Raw genomic sequence first — 17,152 nt, 5'->3', positions numbered from 1 at the left:
TTGAGGGTCAGATCCTTATGAGGCAGCCGTGACCCTGACATCCGTTCCCACGGCCGCGGATGCGTTGGATTGGAACGGTCAACGCCGTATCACCGGCGCCCACGCCCTGATGAATGCCCTCAGGCTCCATGGCGTCGACACCATTTTTGGCTACCCCGGCGGTGCGATCCTGCCGATCTATGACGCTCTGCACATCGCCGAAAGCGAAGGCTGGCTAAAGCACATTTTGGTGCGTCATGAGCAGGGTGGCACCCATGCCGCTGATGCCTATGCCCGTGCCACTGGTCGGGTTGGCGTCTGTTTTGGAACGTCTGGCCCTGGTGCCACCAATCTGGTCACGGGCATTGCTACGGCCCAAATGGACTCCGTTCCAATGGTGGTCATCACAGGCCAAGTCCCTAGGCCTGCGATCGGCACTGATGCGTTTCAGGAAACAGATATTTTTGGCATTACGTTGCCAATCGTGAAGCACTCCTGGGTGGTTCGTGACCCAGCGGATCTCGCTTCCGTGGTCGCTCAAGCGTTCCTGATCGCTTCTTCAGGACGTCCTGGCCCTGTATTGATCGATATCCCCAAAGATGTAGGTCAAGAAGAATTTGATTACATCCCAGTTCAACCAGGATCGATCCATCCGCCTGGGTTCAGGCAGCCGGCTCATCCTGCGGTTGATGCGGTTACCGATGCGCTTGCCTTGATTCGTGAGTCGAGTCGTCCCCTCTTTTATGTGGGGGGTGGTGCGGTCAGCGCAGGTGCCCATGACAGCCTCCAAGTCTTGGCTGAGCGCTTCCAGATCCCTGTGACCACCACGTTGATGGGGAAGGGAGCTTTTGACGAGAATCATTCACTCGCCTTAGGCATGTTGGGGATGCATGGAACTGCGTATGCCAACTTTGCAGTTACAGACTGCGATCTGTTGATCGCAGTTGGGGCTCGTTTTGACGACCGCGTGACGGGCAAGCTCGACACGTTTGCTCCCAAGGCCAAGGTTATTCATTTTGAGATTGATCCTGCGGAGGTTGGTAAAAACCGACGTCCCGATGTGGTTGTGCTGGGTGATTTGGGTTTAAGCCTTGCTCAACTTGTTGATCAGAGTCGACCGCATTCCGCCGAGTTGAAGACCTCGTCTTGGCTGGAACAAATCAAGACTTGGAAGACGCTTTACCCACTCACCATCCCTGCCAAGGAAGGAGCGATTTTTCCGCAAGAAGTGCTTTTGGCTGTCCGTGATCTGGCCAGTGACGCCATCATCACGACAGATGTAGGCCAACATCAGATGTGGGCTGCTCAGTACTTGCGTAACGGGCCGCGTTGTTGGATCAGCAGCGCTGGATTGGGAACCATGGGATTTGGAATGCCAGCCGCTCTCGGGGCTCAGGTGGCGTTCCCGGATCAGAAAGTGGTTTGCATTGCTGGTGATGCAAGCATCCTGATGAATATTCAGGAACTTGGAACCTTGGCTCAGTATTCACTTCCTGTGAAAGTTGTGATTGTGAATAATCACTGGCAGGGAATGGTTCGGCAGTGGCAGGAAAGCTTTTACGAGGAGCGATATTCAGCATCCGACATGCTCAACGGCATGCCTGACTTCAGTGCATTAGCAAGGGCTTTTGGCGTTGATGGCGTCAAGATCACCGAACGAGATGATCTTCATACCAAGCTCAGTGAAGCGTTTGCATCACCACGTCCGACCCTGATTGATGTCCACGTCAGACGTGGGGAAAATTGTTACCCGATGGTGCCACCAGGCGCCAGCAATGCGCAGATGGTGGGTCTCCCCTCCCATCCTGAGTTGGCCCAGGATTCCAGATGATCATGCCCGGACTGCTTCACCGTCACAGCCAGCAATCCCCATTGCTGCCCCGTTTGCGAAGAGCAGCTCTGATCCGTCTTGGCTCCAGTTTTTTAATTCTGTTGGTCGTGATGCTGGCTTCACCATTGCCATCTGTGGCAGCAGAAGTCTTGCAAGTGCGTTCGTCCACTCTTCTTCAAATTGGAGATCGCAATCGCAATTACAGCGTTCGTTTGGCTTGTGTTGCAGTTGATCCCGCCAATGAAGAGGCTGCTGTTGATCTTTTAAAGAAAGCAGTGCCTCGACGCAAACGGGTGAACCTTCGTCCAGAGGGAAATGAAGACGGTGTTTTGATTGCCCGCGTTACCCCTCTAGATGCCGATCAGGATCTTGGCCTTTCACTGGTCACCAACGGCTTGGCTACGCAAAGTTGCAACGCAAGCTGAGATGGGAAAAAATCGCTTCGCTGCCGGCATTGTGATGGTGCCCTGTTTGCTTCTATCAGCTGCTTTTTTTAGTACGGCGGTTTGGGGCGATGTGCCAGGAGAGAATCAATCCCTCGCCCTAGGACTGGGCGGGTTGTTGTTGGCTGCAGGTTTGCTGGCCCTGTTAATCCCATCGACAAATCCTGAGACAAAAGAGGACGAAACCGATCCATCTACCTAGGTTTTGACAAAGAGCGGTTCTCTCATGACCCCTCCAACTGAGGCCCCCATGAGTGACCGTGCTTCTGATTCAAAATTAGGGAACTTTTGGAAGCGTTTCAGCATTGGTCAAGGCTTAATCGTGGTGGCAAGTCTGCTGGGATGCCAAGCCCTCGCTGCAAGCACGCAGGAAAGAGCCCCCGTGCTTGCGCTCTTGTCAGACGGGTTGATGCCTGCGCATGCTGTGTTTCGGCAAGGTTTTGCTCTCGGGGAAGAGCAGGTTCGAGAGTGTGGAAGTTCCCCCGCGGATGTGGAGTGGCGCACGATTGGTCTCGATGACGACCCGGCTCCATTTCTTGGTTCAACGCGTTCTGTGGTGATCGCACCTTTTGCAACGGAACTCTCTCGTTTTTCTCGACTGGCCCAGGACCACCAGATCAATGTGATCCTTCCGTATCAACGCGGTGCGTCTTTAAATCAATTGGTGCCGCTTGATCCGCAGGGATTGCTGCATCCTTTGAGCCCTTCCCAACAGTCTGAAATCGATCAACTGGCAATCGATACGCTTGCGCAGGGATGGCGAAGAATCATGGTGGTTGCCGATCCGGCTGACCGCGCTGCAGGCATGGCAGTGACCTATACGGAGGCTTTCGAGCAATTAGGGGGCAAGGTCGAATCCTATGAGAAGTCTTTGGTGCAGCAGGTCAACGCAGGCGATCCGTCCGCTGTGAATCAATTGATTCAAGACGTGGCTTGGAAACGTCCTGCTGCCATTGCTCTGGCCGCTGATCCTTCTGGACAGTTGGCGAGGCTGTTGGATCAAGCACAGAACGACGGTCGGCTGATGGGAGCTTCGCTTGCGTCACCGGCCAGGATTTGGCTGTTGCCCGTGACCCGTCTTGATGCTGTCTCTCAAAGACCTTGGACACAATTGAGTCCTGATCAACAGGCGCACGGTCCCGGTTGGTCTTCATTCGCGACGTCTTACCAGCAGCGCTGGGGGCAGGCTCCTGATCTGTTGGCGGCCTCTGGTTTTGATGCTGCCCGTGTTGTGGCTTTGGCTACGCTCGCCCCCGCGCCTATGTCATCGGAAGGGCTCCGTGACCCCATCGGTTGGCTTGATCCGGATGCCGAGGTGCAGCCTTTATGTCAGGCGATTGCCCTTCGTCAGCAAGGCAAGGCTGTTCTTTTAGAGGGAGCCGCCAGTGATCTGGCGTTGAGACCAGGACAGATTCCGTCGGGACAGGCGACTACCCGGGTGATTGCTCCGCAGTCGGGGTCTAACCGTGGCAGGGGTCTTTAAAGCCGGTGTTGCGTCTTAGTGAACTCCGACTTCCTTTGGATCACGGTCCTGATGATCTGGAGCAAGCGGTTCTGCGTTGCCTGAAGATTCCACCGGCGCGTCTGCTTCGTTGTCAGTTGGTGAAGCGGAGTGTTGATGCCCGTCGTCGCGATCGCATTCAGCTGATTTATTCCGTGGATGTAGCACTGGATGGAGAAGCAGCGCTGTTGCGGCGAAGACACGGCGATCGAAGAATTCGTCCGACCCCAGACACCCACTACAAATATGTCGCCCAGGCTCCGGAAGGGAGTGTCTGGGACTCCGAGCAGCGGCCTGTGGTGGTCGGAGCTGGTCCGTGTGGTTATTTTGCTGCTCTCCTTCTGGCTCAGATGGGATTTCGTCCGTTGTTGCTGGAACGGGGACAGCCCGTGAAACAAAGAACGGCCGATACGTTTGGATTTTGGCGTCGAACAGCTGAGTTCAATCCAGAATCCAATGCCCAGTTTGGGGAGGGCGGTGCAGGAACATTTTCGGATGGGAAGCTCTACAGCCAGGTCAGTGATCCTGATCATTACGGCTGCAAAGTCCTGGAAGAACTGGTGGCCTGTGGTGCAAATCGCGAGATTCTCACGCAGCACCGACCCCATATCGGCACCTTCAAACTGGCCACGGTGGTGAGGGGGCTGCGGGCCAAAATTGAGGCTCTCGGTGGCGAGGTTCGTTTCGGCAGCAGGGTTGATCAGATCTTGCTCAAACCTTGCGCTGGACCTCATGGTTCAGGTAAGTCCCAGCAAGTGGTGGGTCTGTCCTTGTCGGATGGGACTTCATTGCGTTGCCGTCAGGTGGTGTTTGCTCCAGGGCATTCAGCACGGGACAGCTTCCAGATGCTTCAGGAGGCTGGAGTGGCTCTTGAAGCCAAGCCGTTTGCGGTCGGATTTCGTATTGAACATCCCCAGGCCTTGGTCGACGAAGCGCGCTGGGGGCTGAACGCAGGACATCCACTCCTTGGGGCGGCGGAATACAAGCTCGTTCACCATGCTGAAAATGGCCGTTGTGTTTACAGCTTTTGTATGTGTCCAGGCGGACTGGTGGTTGGCGCAACCTCGGAGAAGGGCCGGGTCGTCACCAATGGCATGAGCCAGCATTCACGAAATGAGCGCAATGCCAACGCCGCATTGGTTGTTCCTGTGGATGAGGACGACCTGGCGGCCTATGCCGCCTGGCCAGGGGATCCCTTGGCTGGTCTTGCCTTCCAGCGTGCGCTGGAACAAAAAGCGTTTGTTCTCGGGGGGGCTGATTACAGCGCTCCAGTGCAGCGGCTCCAGGACTTTTTGGCTGGACGTTCCACAACGGAACTTGGTGCAATCGGCGCTTCTTACCAACCTGGTGTGTCACCAAGTGATTTACGCAGCCTGCTGCCACCCCCAATGGTGGCAGCATTGCAAGAGGCTTTGCCTCGTTTTGCTCGTCGCATCAAGGGGTATGACCATCCCGATGCGTTACTAACAGCAGTGGAAACGCGCACATCGTCACCGCTGCGTATTCCTCGTGACGAACATTTCGAGTCGATCAATACGGTGGGTCTTACGCCTGCTGGCGAAGGGGCCGGCTATGCGGGGGGGATCCTGTCTGCGGCGATTGATGGGATACGAGTCGCAGAGGCCGTGGGCTTGCGGCTGGGTTCCTCACGCTGAGGAGTCCGCCGCTTGACCAACGATTCCACTCCATTGCACTGCTCTTACCTGATCGCGACGCCAGGAGTGGAACAGACTTGGCTCTGAAACGGTGCAGAGAGGGCAGAGATTGATCTGTTGCTCTGGTATGCCGCAGCATTGCAGCTGTTCAAGGGCGGCAAGACGAATATCGAGGCGACACTTGTTGGGGGCTGGATCGGGCAAAAGGATGCCCAGGGCCTCCAGTTCGCTGAGATCTAACGATCGATCTGAATGGAGAGCTTGTCCTACCTGCTCCGCTACGTCGGTTTCCACCTGATAATTCACCCCACTAACTGCTGGACCTAGGGCCACAATGAGTTGGTCTGGTTTCGCTCCTAGCGTGGCTAAACGCCGTATTGCTGCAGGCAGAATGCCGCTGGCGACCCCTCTCCAGCCCGCATGACAAGCAGCAACGTTGCCGCTGGTGGGGTCTGCAAAAAGAACGGGGGTGCAATCGGCACCGCAAACCCAGAGACTTTGCCCACCACGGTCGCTGACTAAACCGTCGGCATCAGGCCAGGGAGAACCGATCGCTTCTCCAGCATCGAGAACTCGGTTGCCGTGAACTTGTTGGGGGCGGTGGACACTCACTCCCGCAGATAGATAGGCCGCTAAGGCATCAGGCCCGCGGTTTTGCCAAAGACGGGTGAAAAAGCCATGCTCGAACCCTGCGGTCTGCATCGCGTCCGAGGTGAGGTAATAACCGCCGTAGCAGCCCACCCATGTCCAATGCTCAAGAGTGTTGAACAGATTGTCGGGCTGGCGGAACGGATCGGCAGCAGCGGTCATGGTTCTGCTTGATCCCGCAACATCCAAAACCCTTCAAAACGCTCAGCTTCCGGTGAGGTTTGAACAGCGATGAACTGCAACCCGTCAGCGCGCTCAGACGTTTGTGTCATCAGTCCTGAAACATGGGTGGCTTCCTCGGCGCTGAGATCGCTTACAAGCCAGCAGTCATCCTGACCAGCCTCCAGGAGAAGTTGGGTGCCGCTCACTCTGAGGCGCACAGGTTCAATCCCACCGAGGAGACCAGCCAGGGCTAATCCCCTGGTTTTGCTGAAAAGGCGCAATCCTGGGATGACTTGGTCATCCTGAATTGTGGTGGGAACTGGCAGCAGTCCTCGGAATCCGATGGGCCATCCGGCGGCTTCACGTAAGGCTGAAGCTGGGAGTTCGGCCCAATTCCAGGCATCACCACGAACAGATTCGGGTAGGGGACGAGGCGGCGTGCTGATGGGTACTGGCGGGGGAGCAAGAGGTCCTGCCATATAGCCCTCTTGGTTGGGGTAAAGATCTTCTTCGCGCTCAGCGATCCAATCGAATAGGGAGTAGGTGCGACGGCTTGGCACCATCTCGAGACCCAGTTCAGACGCAGCCCTCTGAATCATGGTGCGCATCGAGCTTCTCCACGAACGCAGCTTTCGGGGTGCGGACCAGCCTTGGTGTTGAGCAGCTGCAATCGCTTCCGAAAGAGCGCTGGTTAACCAGGTGGAGTTCACGCTGCCGGCTGGGCAACGTTTTTCGAAACGAAAACTGGCGGTCGTTCCTTCGCAGGGGGAGCTGATGATCAGCAGCTCCCAACGTTTTTTGCCATCAGGTTCGAGGATGGGTCTGGAATAGAAATCGAGTTCCCAGTCGCCTGAAAAAGTCCCGCTTGAACGTTCACTTGCATCGTTCTGGGTCTGTTCGGCGGAGATCATCCAGCTGATTGTTCCTGTTGCTTCAGGACGTTACGAGCTCTATTGGCTCGATCGGTCGCTTCTGCCATCACTTTGTCTTTATCAACAAGTAATTCACCAGGCTGTCCTTCAAGCATTGCGGTATTGAGAGCGATTCGCCCGCGACCTGGATCCAAGTCCGTAATTAAAGCTTTCACCGCATCGCCTTGATCAAAGATTTCACGCATTGACCGCATGCTGCCTCCGGTAATGGAGGATTGATGGAGAAGCCCGCTGATCCCTCCGAGATCTACGAAAAGTCCGTAGGGCTTGATGGCCGCCACATGGCCTTCAACCAGTTGTCCAATTTCTAGTTCTGAGAACCGAGCGGCAGTGGCTGCTCTCTTCTCAGAAAGGACCAATTTTCGCGTTTCAGAATTGACCTCGAGGAAAGCCACACCCAAGGTTTTGCCAACTAAGGCTTCATGGTTTTCACCGTCCTGCAATTGGGAACGGGGGATAAAGCCTCGTAATCCTTCTAAATCGCAAGTCACACCACCGCGGTTAAAACCGGTGACTTTGACTTGAGCGACCCTGCCCTCTTTCTCAAGCTGTTTGACCTTGTCCCAGCTCTGACGTAAGGCGAGGGCGCGGCAGCTGATGGTGACCATCCCATCAGCATTTTGCTCACGCGTCACCAAGACTTCAATCTCGAGGCCCTTAGGGAATCTCTCCTTCAGGTTGGTGATCACTCCCAGACCACATTCGTTTTTGGGCATAAAGCCTGGGGCCTTGCCGCCGATGTCGACGTAAACACCATCGCTTTCCATCGCGATCACTGTTCCAGTCACTACTTCCCCTGTGGTGCCCACCGGTTCGTTGGCATCGAGGGCGGCGAGAAAAGCACCTTCGTCAAAGTCGAAGTCGTCGACGCTTCGACTTGAGGTTTTGGCAGGACTTGGCTTGGACTTCGAAGCTTTTCCATTCGCGTCGGATGGGCCGAGTAGGTCGGCCATGCTCATGCCACTGAGCTCATCGGTCCCAAAACGAGCGTCGTCATCAACCGCTGATGGCTTGGCCGTCGTGGTTGGGGCGGTTGGAGGTCTAGCCGTTGTGTTCTGAGCTCTTTGTGCAGCCTGCTCTAACTCAACAGCCCGTGCCATCGCCACATCTGCGGCCGCCCGTGCTTCTTCCGCCTCACGATGGAGGCGGTCCTGTTCGTCTTTGCGGCTGATATGCATCACCTGCAACGGCTTGCGAGGCGGCTGCGCTGCCGGGCTTTGCCCTTTGCTGTCTATGGAATGTTGGCTTTCTGATCCCGCCATGGGTCTCAATATCCTCGATCAGCCAGTCTGGCAGGAAATGGGAGGCATGTCGGCTCATGACTGCACAAGCTCACTTGGGTCTTTCAGCGACACGTCGCCTGGACAGGTTGAGTTGGCCTGAGGCGGAGAAGGCCTTGCAGCAATCCCGTTCAACGGTGGTTTGGCCGATGGGAGCGTTTGAACAACATGGCCCCCATCTCCCTCTTGCCACAGACGCTCTGTTTGCTGAGCAGATTTTGGACACTGTGTTGTCACAGCTCGCGCCCCACGCCCCGATTTGGAGTCTTCCCTCACAATCCATCGGGTTCTCTCCAGAACATTCAGGTTTTCCTGGAACCTTGAGCCTGACCTCTGGATTGTTAACCCAGCTCATTATCGAGGTGGGAACGCAGTTGTGTGCCCAAGGGGTGAAGCGCTTGGTGTTGTTCAACGCCCATGGTGGGCAAATCGGATTGCTGCAGGCTGCAGCTAGGGAACTGCGTGTTCAATCGCCGTCGATGGCGATTCTTCCCTGCTTCTTGTGGAGTGGTGTTCCCGGTTTGGATGCGTTGATTCCTGGGGATGAGTTACGGGGCGGATTGCATGCCGCTCAGGCTGAGACAAGTTTGATGCTCGCGCTTGAGCCGGAGTTGGTGGGTGATGCAAGGCCTGTTGACGGTGACCATCGCCAGCCCTCCTCTCTCGCTACTCCTCCGCCTGGTTGGAGTCTTGAAGGAGCGGCTCCTACGGCTTGGTTAACGACTGACTTGAGTACTAGTGGTGTGATCGGTGATTCACGCGCCGCAAGTGCCGAATGCGGTGAAGCGTTGGAACGCTGCCTGGTGAGCCATTGGCTGAACCTTTTTGGCAGTTTGTTGGCTAGTGAATGGCCCCCTTCTCAACCTGTTGCGGTTAGCAACTGACCCTTAAAGCACGTCCGTTGAGGTGAACCCTGGTTACAGTCGTCAACATTGCTGATAACCGGAAGCGAATCATGTCAACCCTTGACTCCACAGCAGTAGCTGTGCTCGACGATCAGCAGGGTTTGGCAGAGCTACCTGATTTCACGACGGATGCTTATAAGGATGCTTACAGCCGCATCAATGCCATCGTGATCGAAGGTGAGCAGGAAGCACATGACAACTACCTGTCCCTAGGCACGCTGATCCCAGATCAGGCCGAGGAACTCGCCAAGCTGGCGAAGATGGAAATGAAGCACATGAAGGGCTTCACCGCCTGTGCAAAAAACCTTGACGTTGTGGCTGACATGCCCTTCGCCCACGAGTTTTTTGCTCCCCTGCATGGAAATTTCCAATCTGCTCTGAAAGAGGGGAAGGTGGTCAGCTGTCTGCTAATTCAGGCCCTGTTGATTGAGGCCTTTGCTATCTCCGCTTACCACATTTATATCCCTGTCGCAGACCCCTTCGCCCGCAAAATCACTGAAGGAGTTGTCAAGGATGAGTACACCCACCTCAACTACGGCCAAGAGTGGTTGAAAGCCAATTTCGAGTCAAGCCGCGATGAGTTGATGGAAGCGAACAAAGTGAATCTTCCGCTGATCCGTTCGATGCTTGAGCAGGTGGCTGCTGATGCTTCTGTTCTGCACATGGAAAAAGAAGATCTGATCGAAGATTTTCTGATTGCCTATCAGGAAGCTTTGAACGAGATTGGGTTTAGCTCCCGCGACATTGCTCGCATGGCAGCAGCCGCACTGGCGATCTAGCTGCGCTCACCTCCAATGGTGTCGGGTTTGACAGGCGTCAATTTCCACCCTGTCCGTTCACCCTGAACCCGACCCGTGCTTAGGTGGATGCGAAATCCATCGCCTGATTCGGTTGATGCGGTTCAGATTTCTACTTTTAAGTACGACCGTCGGCAGCACATGTTTGGTCTGATCGGACATTCCACCAGTTTTGAAGCTGCTAGGCGTAAGGCTTTGGAGCTGGGTTTCGATCACATCGCCGAGGGTGATCTAGATGTTTGGTGCAGTGCACCGCCTCAGTTGGTAGAGCATCTTGAAGTCACGAGCCTGACAGGCAAAACGATCGAAGGGGCCTATATCGATTCCTGCTTTGTGCCAGAGATGCTGAGCCGCTTTAAAACAGCGAGGCGCAAGGTGCTGAACGCCATGGAGTTGGCTCAAAAGAAAGGCATCAACATCACGGCTCTGGGGGGGTTTACCTCGATTATTTTCGAGAACTTCAACCTTCTAAAGCATCAAACGATTCGCAGTACCACGCTGGAATGGGAGCGGTTTACGACTGGAAACACCCATACGGCATGGGTCATCAGTCGACAGGTTGAAATCAATGCTCCTTTGCTTGGTATTGACCTCAGTAAGGCTCGGGTTGCTGTGGTGGGAGCAACAGGAGATATTGGTAGTGCAGTTTGTCGGTGGTTAACGCAACGCACCGGAATTAAAGAGCTGCTTATGGTCGCGCGTCAGCAGCAGCCACTTACCGATCTACGCGAGGAATTGGGTGGCGGCCGCATCCTCAGCTTGGATGAAGCGCTTCCAGAGGCTGATGTTGTGGTTTGGGTGGCAAGCATGCCCCGCACCTTGGAAATTGATGCGGATCGCTTGCAAAAACCCTGCTTGATGATCGATGGCGGCTACCCCAAAAATCTTGATTCGCGGGTTGCAGGTGAAGGTGGTGTTCACGTCTTAAAGGGAGGCATTGTCGAATTTGGATCAGATATCGGCTGGACGATGATGGAAATTGCTGAGATGGAGAAGCCCCAACGTCAGATGTTTGCTTGCTTTGCTGAGGCGATTCTTTTGGAGTTTGAGGCTTGTCATACCAACTTCAGCTGGGGTAGGAACAACATCACCCTTGAAAAAATGGATTTCATTGGTGCTGCCTCGATGCGGCATGGTTTCAAGACCCTCAATCTTCAGGGGCAGCTTCAGGCTGCCGCTGCCTGACGTTCACAGATTCGGTTTTCATGGCACGTCGCCCCCTGCTTGAGTTTGAAAAGCCCCTGATTGAGCTTGAACAGCAGATTGAGCAGATCCGCCAGTTAGCTAGGGACTCAGAAGTCGATGTAAGCCAGCAGTTGCTTCAGCTGGAAACTCTTGCTGCTCGCAGACGCGAAGAGATTTTTCAAAATCTGACTCCTGCGCAGAAAATTCAGGTAGCTCGCCATCCTCATCGTCCGAGCACTCTGGATTTTATTCAGATGTTCTGCGATGACTGGATTGAGCTTCATGGTGATCGTCGTGGGAGCGACGATCAGGCTTTGGTGGGTGGCCTCGGTCGCTTAGGTGAACGCTCGGTGGTGGTTTTGGGCCATCAAAAGGGGCGTGATACCAAGGAAAACGTGGCTCGTAACTTTGGGATGGCAACCCCAGGTGGATATCGCAAGGCCCTGCGATTGATGGAGCATGCCGATCGTTTTGGTCTGCCGATTCTTACTTTTATCGATACTCCTGGTGCTTATGCCGGCTTGCTGGCCGAAGAGCAGGGGCAGGGTGAAGCGATCGCTGTCAACCTCCGCGAGATGTTCCGCCTGAGAGTGCCAATTATTGCCACGGTGATTGGCGAAGGCGGATCTGGCGGTGCACTTGGAATTGGTGTTGCTGACCGGCTGCTGATGTTTGAACACAGCGTTTATACGGTGGCGAGTCCAGAGGCCTGCGCCTCGATCCTTTGGCGCGATGCAGCCAAAGCACCGGAAGCGGCTGCGGCATTGCGAATTACTGGCAAAGACTTACTCAGCCTTGGTGTGGTTGACGAGGTGCTTGCGGAACCATCAGGTGGAAACAATTGGGCCCCCCTTGAGGCGGGAGCAACCCTGCGGGAAGCTCTCGAACGGAATCTGTCTGAGCTTTTGGCACTTCCGCCCGAAGAATTGCGGGATCAGCGCTACGGAAAGTTTCGGGCGATGGGCCGTTTCATTGATCCGAGCTCGTCGAATGCCGATCCAGCTTCTTAGGATCGACGTGATCGCTGAGGCTCGTTGCCCTCTGTACTAATTACCGGAGCATCGCGCGGCATTGGCCGCAGTGCTGCTTTCGCTTTTGCTGAAGCTGGCTGGGATTTGATTCTCTTGTCACGCAGCGAAGCCTCTCTCCAATCTCTGGCGACTGAATTGGCATCGACAGGTCAACGCATCGTTTACGGAGCCGTTGATCTCACCAAGCCTGAGGAGATTGCTCCTGGGGTCAAAACATTGCTGAGTCAGGGGCTTACACCATCTGTATTGATCAACAACGCAGGTGCTGCATGGACAGGAGGGTTGCTTGAGATGCCCTTGGACCGCTGGAATTGGTTGATGCAGCTCAATCTCACCAGTGTGTTTCAAATGTGCGCTGAGGTGGTTCCTGCCATGCGCCCTGCAGGCGGACTGGTGATCAACATCAGCAGTCATGCGGCCCGAAATGCTTTCCCGAATTGGGGTGCTTACTGCACGGTGAAGGCAGCCTTAGCCAGCTTTACGCGCTGTCTCGCTGAAGAAGAAAGGGTGCACAGCATCCGTGCCTGCACGCTCACCCTCGGTGCTGTTGATACGCCACTTTGGGATTCGCCAACCGTCCAGAGCACGTTCGACCGCCGTGCCATGCTTCCAGCAGAACAAGTTGCTGTTACGCTTCTTCATCTAGCGCAACAGCCTTCCACGCAAATTGTTGAAGACCTCACTTTGATGCCAGCTACTGGTGCCTTTTAAAACACCCCTGACATGACTTCTACTATTCCTGCTATCTCAGACGGGACTTTGACTTCACTTAATGCTGGAGTCCAACCCGTTTCACAGAGAATCCGCCAACGCCTCGTTGATCAGGGTATTTCTTTCTTGGCGAATGACAACGTTGCGGCCTTCATCGAAACCGGTGAGCTCGATGAGCTCGAGCACGAGGTTGCTGATCGAGTCAGGGAGCTTCTGCGCAGCCTTGTCATTGACATCGACAACGATCACAACACTGCTGAAACGGCAGAGCGTGTGGCGCGGATGTATCTCCGTGAGGTGTTTAAGGGTCGCTACAACCATCAACCCAAAGTTGCGAGTTTTCCAAACGTCAAGCAACTCGACGAAATTTATACCGTTGGCCCCATAAGCGTTCGCTCTGCTTGTTCCCACCACCTCGTTCCAATCATGGGGAATTGCTGGATCGGGATCAAGCCCGGTGAGCGTGTGATTGGTCTTTCAAAGTTCACCCGTGTGGCTGATTGGGTGTTCTCTAGGCCTCATATCCAGGAAGAGGCAGTGATGATCCTTGCCGACGAAATTGAGCGGCTGTGTGCTCCCCAGGGTCTGGGCATCATCATCAAGGCTCAGCATTACTGCATGAAATGGAGAGGTGTCAAAGAACCACAAACCAGCATGGTGAACTCAGTGGTTCGTGGTGATTTCCGTCATGATCCCAGCCTTAAGCAAGAATTCTTTGAGTTGGTTCGCCACCAAGAAGCAATGCTCAGCACCTGATTTATAAGCTGAGTTGACGGTGATCAGCACGATTGAAACGGTGTTATCGAATTGGACCGATTACGTTGCTGCTCACCCTCTTCACGTCTCCATCATTAGTTGTGACAACCATCACAGCCATGACTGATCCACCACGATCGGCTTGGCTGATTCGATAGTTTTCTTCGCTGCGATTAGACACTAATTTCCAATGACCATCCCCTTGGCGTTGGTACCAGTGAATATCAACGCTGTTGATTTTCTCTCCCTGGAGATCAAATTTTGCTTTAAGAAGTTCTCCTTCCTTTGCCTCTCCGATCAAGACAAATGTCTTGAGTCCTTGGATGGTTTGTGTGAACCTCCCTTCCCTCTGGACATCTATTGAGATCTCTTGATTGAGAACGTTGATTTGTTGTTCTGGATCTGCCGTTAACCCAGGCACGCATTGCAAGCTTCCGCCTTCCAGGCGACAACCCGGAAGCATTCCCTGCGCTTGCGTTGCTGCAGGTAAAAGGCTGATCCATGAGAGAAGCAATACAGATGCTGCAGCCCGATAGGCCATGGAAATGGGTTGAATTGACCGCAACTTATTGCCGAAGTCGTCTGTTGTCATGAACGGTTTGAACAAGAGCGCGCACTTTGTTGAGGTCTTTCACTCCTGGTTTCACTTCAAGACGGCTTGAGGCATCGAGTCCGTAGGGCAAAACGAGCCTGAGAAGTTCAGGGACCCATTCAGCGCTGATTCCTCCAGCTAACCACCAAACGGTGTTGGGTTTGAGCTGGTCATGCAAGTGGGTAAACCAGCTTGGGTCCAGGCGATGGCCTGTGCCGCCAAGTTGATCAGGGCTCCAGGCATCGAGTAACAGGGCATCACTGTGGGATTCAAAGGAGCTCAGTTCACTCAAATCTTGTTCTGTGCGCAGTCTCAGGGCTTTCCACCAGCGCACTGATGGATGCTGCTGCTTCAGCTGAAGGCAGCGCTCTGGCGTTTCCGATCCATGCAGTTGAACGATCGTTGGTGCCCCATCGCCTTGAAGTGCGCTTTGGATGGCTTGATCGGAGGGATCCGCGACAACCCAGACGCGCTCGACGTCCGGATGCCGCTTTTTCAATTCCGCAAAGATGGCACGTCGGAGCGGCTCCGCGGCGAAACGGGGTGTTTTGTCCACGCCGATCACGCCGATCGCTTGCACTCCCATAGCAGCGATGGAACAGGCTTGAGAGCGGTCGGTGAGCCCACAGATTTTCAGAGCGAGAGCCGCTTCGGACATTCGATCGAGGAGCTCGAGTGGTTCCTTTCTAGGATTGGGCGATCGGGCCACGGCAGTGCCCAACGGAGGAGCCCATGGGCGATGGCTGGCAGCTGATGCGGATTCGCGGCATTCCGCTAAGGGTCCACCCCAGCTGGTTCATCATTTTGGTGTTGTTCACCCTGGTTTTTCAGCAAGACGCAGCTCTTCTGCCGGGTGCATCTGGTTCCCCCGGTTTGAGCTGGTTGTTGGGTTTGGCCACTGCCCTTCTACTGTTCGTTTCGGTGCTGTTGCACGAACTCGGCCATTCTCTGGTTGCGCTTAGAGAAGGCGTCAAGGTTGTCAGCATCACTCTTTTTCTGCTCGGTGGTGTGGCTCGCGTGGAGAGGGAATGCTCCACGCCGATGGGATCGTTTCGGGTGGCCGCGGCAGGACCAGCTGTCAGCTTTCTGCTGGCTGGCTTTCTTCTGGCAAGTCAGCATGCTGCGGGTCATGCGAATCCCTTGCTGGGCAATCTTGTTGAAAGACTTGGCTATCTCAATTTGGTTCTGGCTTTATTCAACCTTCTGCCCGGACTGCCCCTCGATGGAGGCTTGATTCTCAAAGCCTTGGTTTGGCAATTCACTGGTAGCCAACGCCGCGGGATTCAGGTGGCAACGGCCACTGGGCGGCTTCTCTCGCTGACCGCGATCATGCTGGGCGTCTATCTCTTCCTTCGTGGTGGTGGGTTCACGGCTCTTTGGCTTGTGATGCTGGGCTGGTTCGGAATGGGAGCCTCTCGTTCACAAACCCAGACCTTGGCGTTGCAGCAACTTTTGATGCGCCTGACGGTTGGCCCTGCGTCCTCCAAGCGTTTTCGGGTGTTGGAAGCCGATCAGAGCTTGCGCAGCCTGAGCCAAATGCGTCTGAGAGGAGCTGAGTCTGAGACGGATCTCCTGCCCGACTGGGTGCTTGTTTGCCGGTCTGGGCGCTGGCTCGGATACGTCACTGATCAGCCACTCAAAGACCTCTCCGTTCAGTACTGGGATCGACAGACCGTGGGGGAGCACATGCGACCGCTGGCTGAACTTCCCTCTCTTCAAGAGTCAGATCCACTCTGGAAAGCCGTTCTCGCACTCGAGCAAAGTGAGCATGGACGATTGCTTGTGACTGGTGCTGCTGGTCTGCCCTCCGGAACTCTCGATCGCAGTGATGTGGGCGAAGCGGTTTTGAAGGGGTTGTCCCTCAAATTGCCGGCTCCCCTTCTCGAAGCCTCTAGGCGTCGAAACGACTATCCCTTCGGCTTGCCGCTTCTCCAGGCGGTGACATCGATGCGTGCCTCGGGATTGTTGGATGAGACCGCTGAATCGTTGACCTCATAATCAGCAGCCCGTTCCGTTACGAGCTGCTGTTCCCTGCCGCTTATTGGCGTCACGCACCAGCTGAGTTCTGGCCAGAGCTCCGCAATCGCCTCGGTAAGAGCTGCTTCAACACGGGCAGCAGACGGTGCTGTGGGCTGCCAGCAAGGTGGAGCTGCTCCAAAGACGTCTTCCCAAAGCTGTTGGGACGGCGCCAAGGGGATTTCACCGTGCTGCAGGAGGTGGCCCCTTTGCCAAAACTGGGCACTGCCAATGCGTTTATGCCCCAAAGGATCCACGAGATCTGCCGTGGTGGCGCTGGCGAAGCAATTTTGGCTTCCAGCGAGGGCTGGATCATCCCCTGGATGAAGCTCAAGGCCGAGTCGCGCTAATCCAGAGGAGATCCAGGCGTTCACCCTGCGATACGCTTCGCGCCGCTGTCGGGGTGGATGCGGCCAGATCAGGGCGTAGGTCAGGCCGCCGCCATGCAAAACAGCCCCACCACCGCTAGGGCGTCGGACCATTTTCAAGCGTCCATTGCTTACCAGATCGAGCCATTGATTCGACCGTGGTGTCTGGTGGCGCCCGAGTGACAACCAGGACCCTTCCCAGAGATAAAAGCGGAGCACGGGGCCAGGGTTGTTTGTGGTTTGGCACTGTTCCAGCAACAGGGCGTCAAAGGCCATATGGTCTGGACCTTGGCCGGCGACAGCTGGGATCAGTCGGCCGTGGGTTCCGAACTCAGACCGGCAGGATGCAGGTATCGACAT

General features: G+C 55.2%; 18 protein-coding genes. 12 read left to right on the top strand and 6 right to left on the bottom strand.

The genetic code is table 11. The annotated features are described in order from the left end of the window. The first annotated feature begins 28 nt into the window (after window positions 1–28). The 5 genes from ilvB to SynMVIR181_RS09065 are packed head-to-tail and all read left to right on the top strand — an operon-like array spanning window position 29 to window position 5,409. On the top strand, window positions 29–1,810 hold the full coding sequence (gene ilvB / locus SynMVIR181_RS09085; RefSeq protein WP_186589013.1) for a biosynthetic-type acetolactate synthase large subunit: 1,782 nt from the start codon (window positions 29–31) through the stop codon (window positions 1,808–1,810). Beyond that, the gene (locus SynMVIR181_RS09080; RefSeq protein ID WP_186589012.1) at window positions 1,807–2,235 is read left to right on the top strand and encodes a thermonuclease; all 429 of its coding nucleotides are present in this window, start codon (window positions 1,807–1,809) and stop codon (window positions 2,233–2,235) included. Before ilvB ends, SynMVIR181_RS09080 begins: the two co-directional genes overlap by 4 nt. 1 nt (window position 2,236) lies before the next feature. Continuing rightward, a complete protein-coding gene (locus SynMVIR181_RS09075) occupies window positions 2,237–2,455 on the top strand; it encodes a GIVxVP protein (protein ID WP_186589011.1) in 219 nt (72 codons plus the stop codon). Window positions 2,456–2,503: 48 nt separating this feature from the next. Continuing rightward, a complete protein-coding gene (locus SynMVIR181_RS09070; RefSeq protein ID WP_186589010.1) occupies window positions 2,504–3,736 on the top strand; it encodes an ABC transporter substrate-binding protein in 1,233 nt (410 codons plus the stop codon). Between the two features lie 5 nt (window positions 3,737–3,741). Then, window positions 3,742–5,409: an NAD(P)/FAD-dependent oxidoreductase gene (locus SynMVIR181_RS09065; protein WP_186589009.1), complete on the top strand. Its 1,668-nt coding sequence runs from the start codon at window positions 3,742–3,744 to the stop codon at window positions 5,407–5,409. Here SynMVIR181_RS09065 and pgeF read toward each other — a convergent pair. From pgeF to SynMVIR181_RS09050, 3 genes are read right to left on the bottom strand one after another with little or no spacing between them, the layout of a single operon-like run. Then, window positions 5,401–6,219 carry a peptidoglycan editing factor PgeF gene (gene pgeF, locus SynMVIR181_RS09060; protein WP_186589008.1) on the bottom strand — a complete coding sequence of 273 codons (819 nt, stop codon included), beginning with the start codon at window positions 6,217–6,219 and terminating at the stop codon, window positions 5,401–5,403. The two genes, SynMVIR181_RS09065 and pgeF, sit on opposite strands and share 9 nt — an antisense overlap. Beyond that, complete coding sequence (locus tag SynMVIR181_RS09055) at window positions 6,216–7,130, bottom strand: Tab2 family RNA-binding protein (protein ID WP_186589007.1); 915 nt, start codon at window positions 7,128–7,130, stop codon at window positions 6,216–6,218. The genes pgeF and SynMVIR181_RS09055 overlap by 4 nt, the downstream gene beginning before the upstream one ends. Next, entirely contained in the window at window positions 7,127–8,413 is a 1,287-nt protein-coding gene (locus SynMVIR181_RS09050) for a S1 RNA-binding domain-containing protein (protein WP_186523437.1), read from the bottom strand. Before SynMVIR181_RS09050 ends, SynMVIR181_RS09055 begins: the two co-directional genes overlap by 4 nt. Window positions 8,414–8,469: 56 nt before the next feature. Here SynMVIR181_RS09050 and SynMVIR181_RS09045 point away from each other — a divergent pair, with 56 nt between their 5' ends. The 6 genes from SynMVIR181_RS09045 to folE all read left to right on the top strand — a co-directional run bounded on the left by SynMVIR181_RS09045 (window position 8,470) and on the right by folE (window position 13,816). Beyond that, window positions 8,470–9,315: a creatininase family protein gene (locus tag SynMVIR181_RS09045; protein WP_186589006.1), complete on the top strand. Its 846-nt coding sequence runs from the start codon at window positions 8,470–8,472 to the stop codon at window positions 9,313–9,315. 71 nt (window positions 9,316–9,386) lie between these two features. Continuing rightward, window positions 9,387–10,115 (top strand): aldehyde oxygenase (deformylating), encoded by a 729-nt coding sequence (locus SynMVIR181_RS09040; RefSeq protein ID WP_186589005.1) that lies wholly within the window; start codon window positions 9,387–9,389, stop codon window positions 10,113–10,115. A gap of 159 nt (window positions 10,116–10,274) precedes the next feature. Then, a complete protein-coding gene (locus SynMVIR181_RS09035; protein ID WP_186590592.1) occupies window positions 10,275–11,318 on the top strand; it encodes a long-chain acyl-[acyl-carrier-protein] reductase in 1,044 nt (347 codons plus the stop codon). A gap of 20 nt (window positions 11,319–11,338) precedes the next feature. Then, a complete protein-coding gene (locus tag SynMVIR181_RS09030; protein ID WP_186523433.1) occupies window positions 11,339–12,328 on the top strand; it encodes an acetyl-CoA carboxylase carboxyltransferase subunit alpha in 990 nt (329 codons plus the stop codon). 24 nt (window positions 12,329–12,352) lie between these two features. Then, window positions 12,353–13,060, top strand: a complete 708-nt coding sequence (locus SynMVIR181_RS09025; protein ID WP_186589004.1) for an SDR family oxidoreductase — start codon at window positions 12,353–12,355, stop codon at window positions 13,058–13,060. 12 nt (window positions 13,061–13,072) lie between these two features. Then, entirely contained in the window at window positions 13,073–13,816 is a 744-nt protein-coding gene (folE, locus tag SynMVIR181_RS09020) for a GTP cyclohydrolase I (RefSeq protein ID WP_186589003.1), read from the top strand. Window positions 13,817–13,859: 43 nt separating this feature from the next. On the opposite strand, the gene SynMVIR181_RS09015 is transcribed toward folE, so the two are convergent. Both SynMVIR181_RS09015 and SynMVIR181_RS09010 read right to left on the bottom strand, forming a co-directional pair. Further along, a complete protein-coding gene (locus SynMVIR181_RS09015; RefSeq protein ID WP_255444231.1) occupies window positions 13,860–14,408 on the bottom strand; it encodes a hypothetical protein in 549 nt (182 codons plus the stop codon). Continuing rightward, complete coding sequence (locus SynMVIR181_RS09010) at window positions 14,383–15,066, bottom strand: phosphoribosylanthranilate isomerase (protein WP_186590590.1); 684 nt, start codon at window positions 15,064–15,066, stop codon at window positions 14,383–14,385. The genes SynMVIR181_RS09015 and SynMVIR181_RS09010 overlap by 26 nt, the downstream gene beginning before the upstream one ends. 74 nt (window positions 15,067–15,140) lie before the next feature. On the opposite strand from SynMVIR181_RS09010, the gene SynMVIR181_RS09005 reads away from it, so the two are divergent. After that, on the top strand, window positions 15,141–16,406 hold the full coding sequence (locus tag SynMVIR181_RS09005; RefSeq protein WP_186589002.1) for a site-2 protease family protein: 1,266 nt from the start codon (window positions 15,141–15,143) through the stop codon (window positions 16,404–16,406). Here SynMVIR181_RS09005 and SynMVIR181_RS09000 read toward each other — a convergent pair. Further along, window positions 16,316–17,152 (bottom strand): lipoate--protein ligase family protein, encoded by an 837-nt coding sequence (locus SynMVIR181_RS09000; RefSeq protein ID WP_186589001.1) that lies wholly within the window; start codon window positions 17,150–17,152, stop codon window positions 16,316–16,318. The genes SynMVIR181_RS09005 and SynMVIR181_RS09000 overlap by 91 nt on opposite strands.

The sequence above is a fragment of the Synechococcus sp. MVIR-18-1 genome (assembly GCF_014279835.1).
GTDB lineage: Bacteria > Cyanobacteriota > Cyanobacteriia > PCC-6307 > Cyanobiaceae > Synechococcus_C.
Note: the sequence above shows the minus strand (reverse complement) of the source record. Positions and strands in the feature narration are given on the sequence as shown.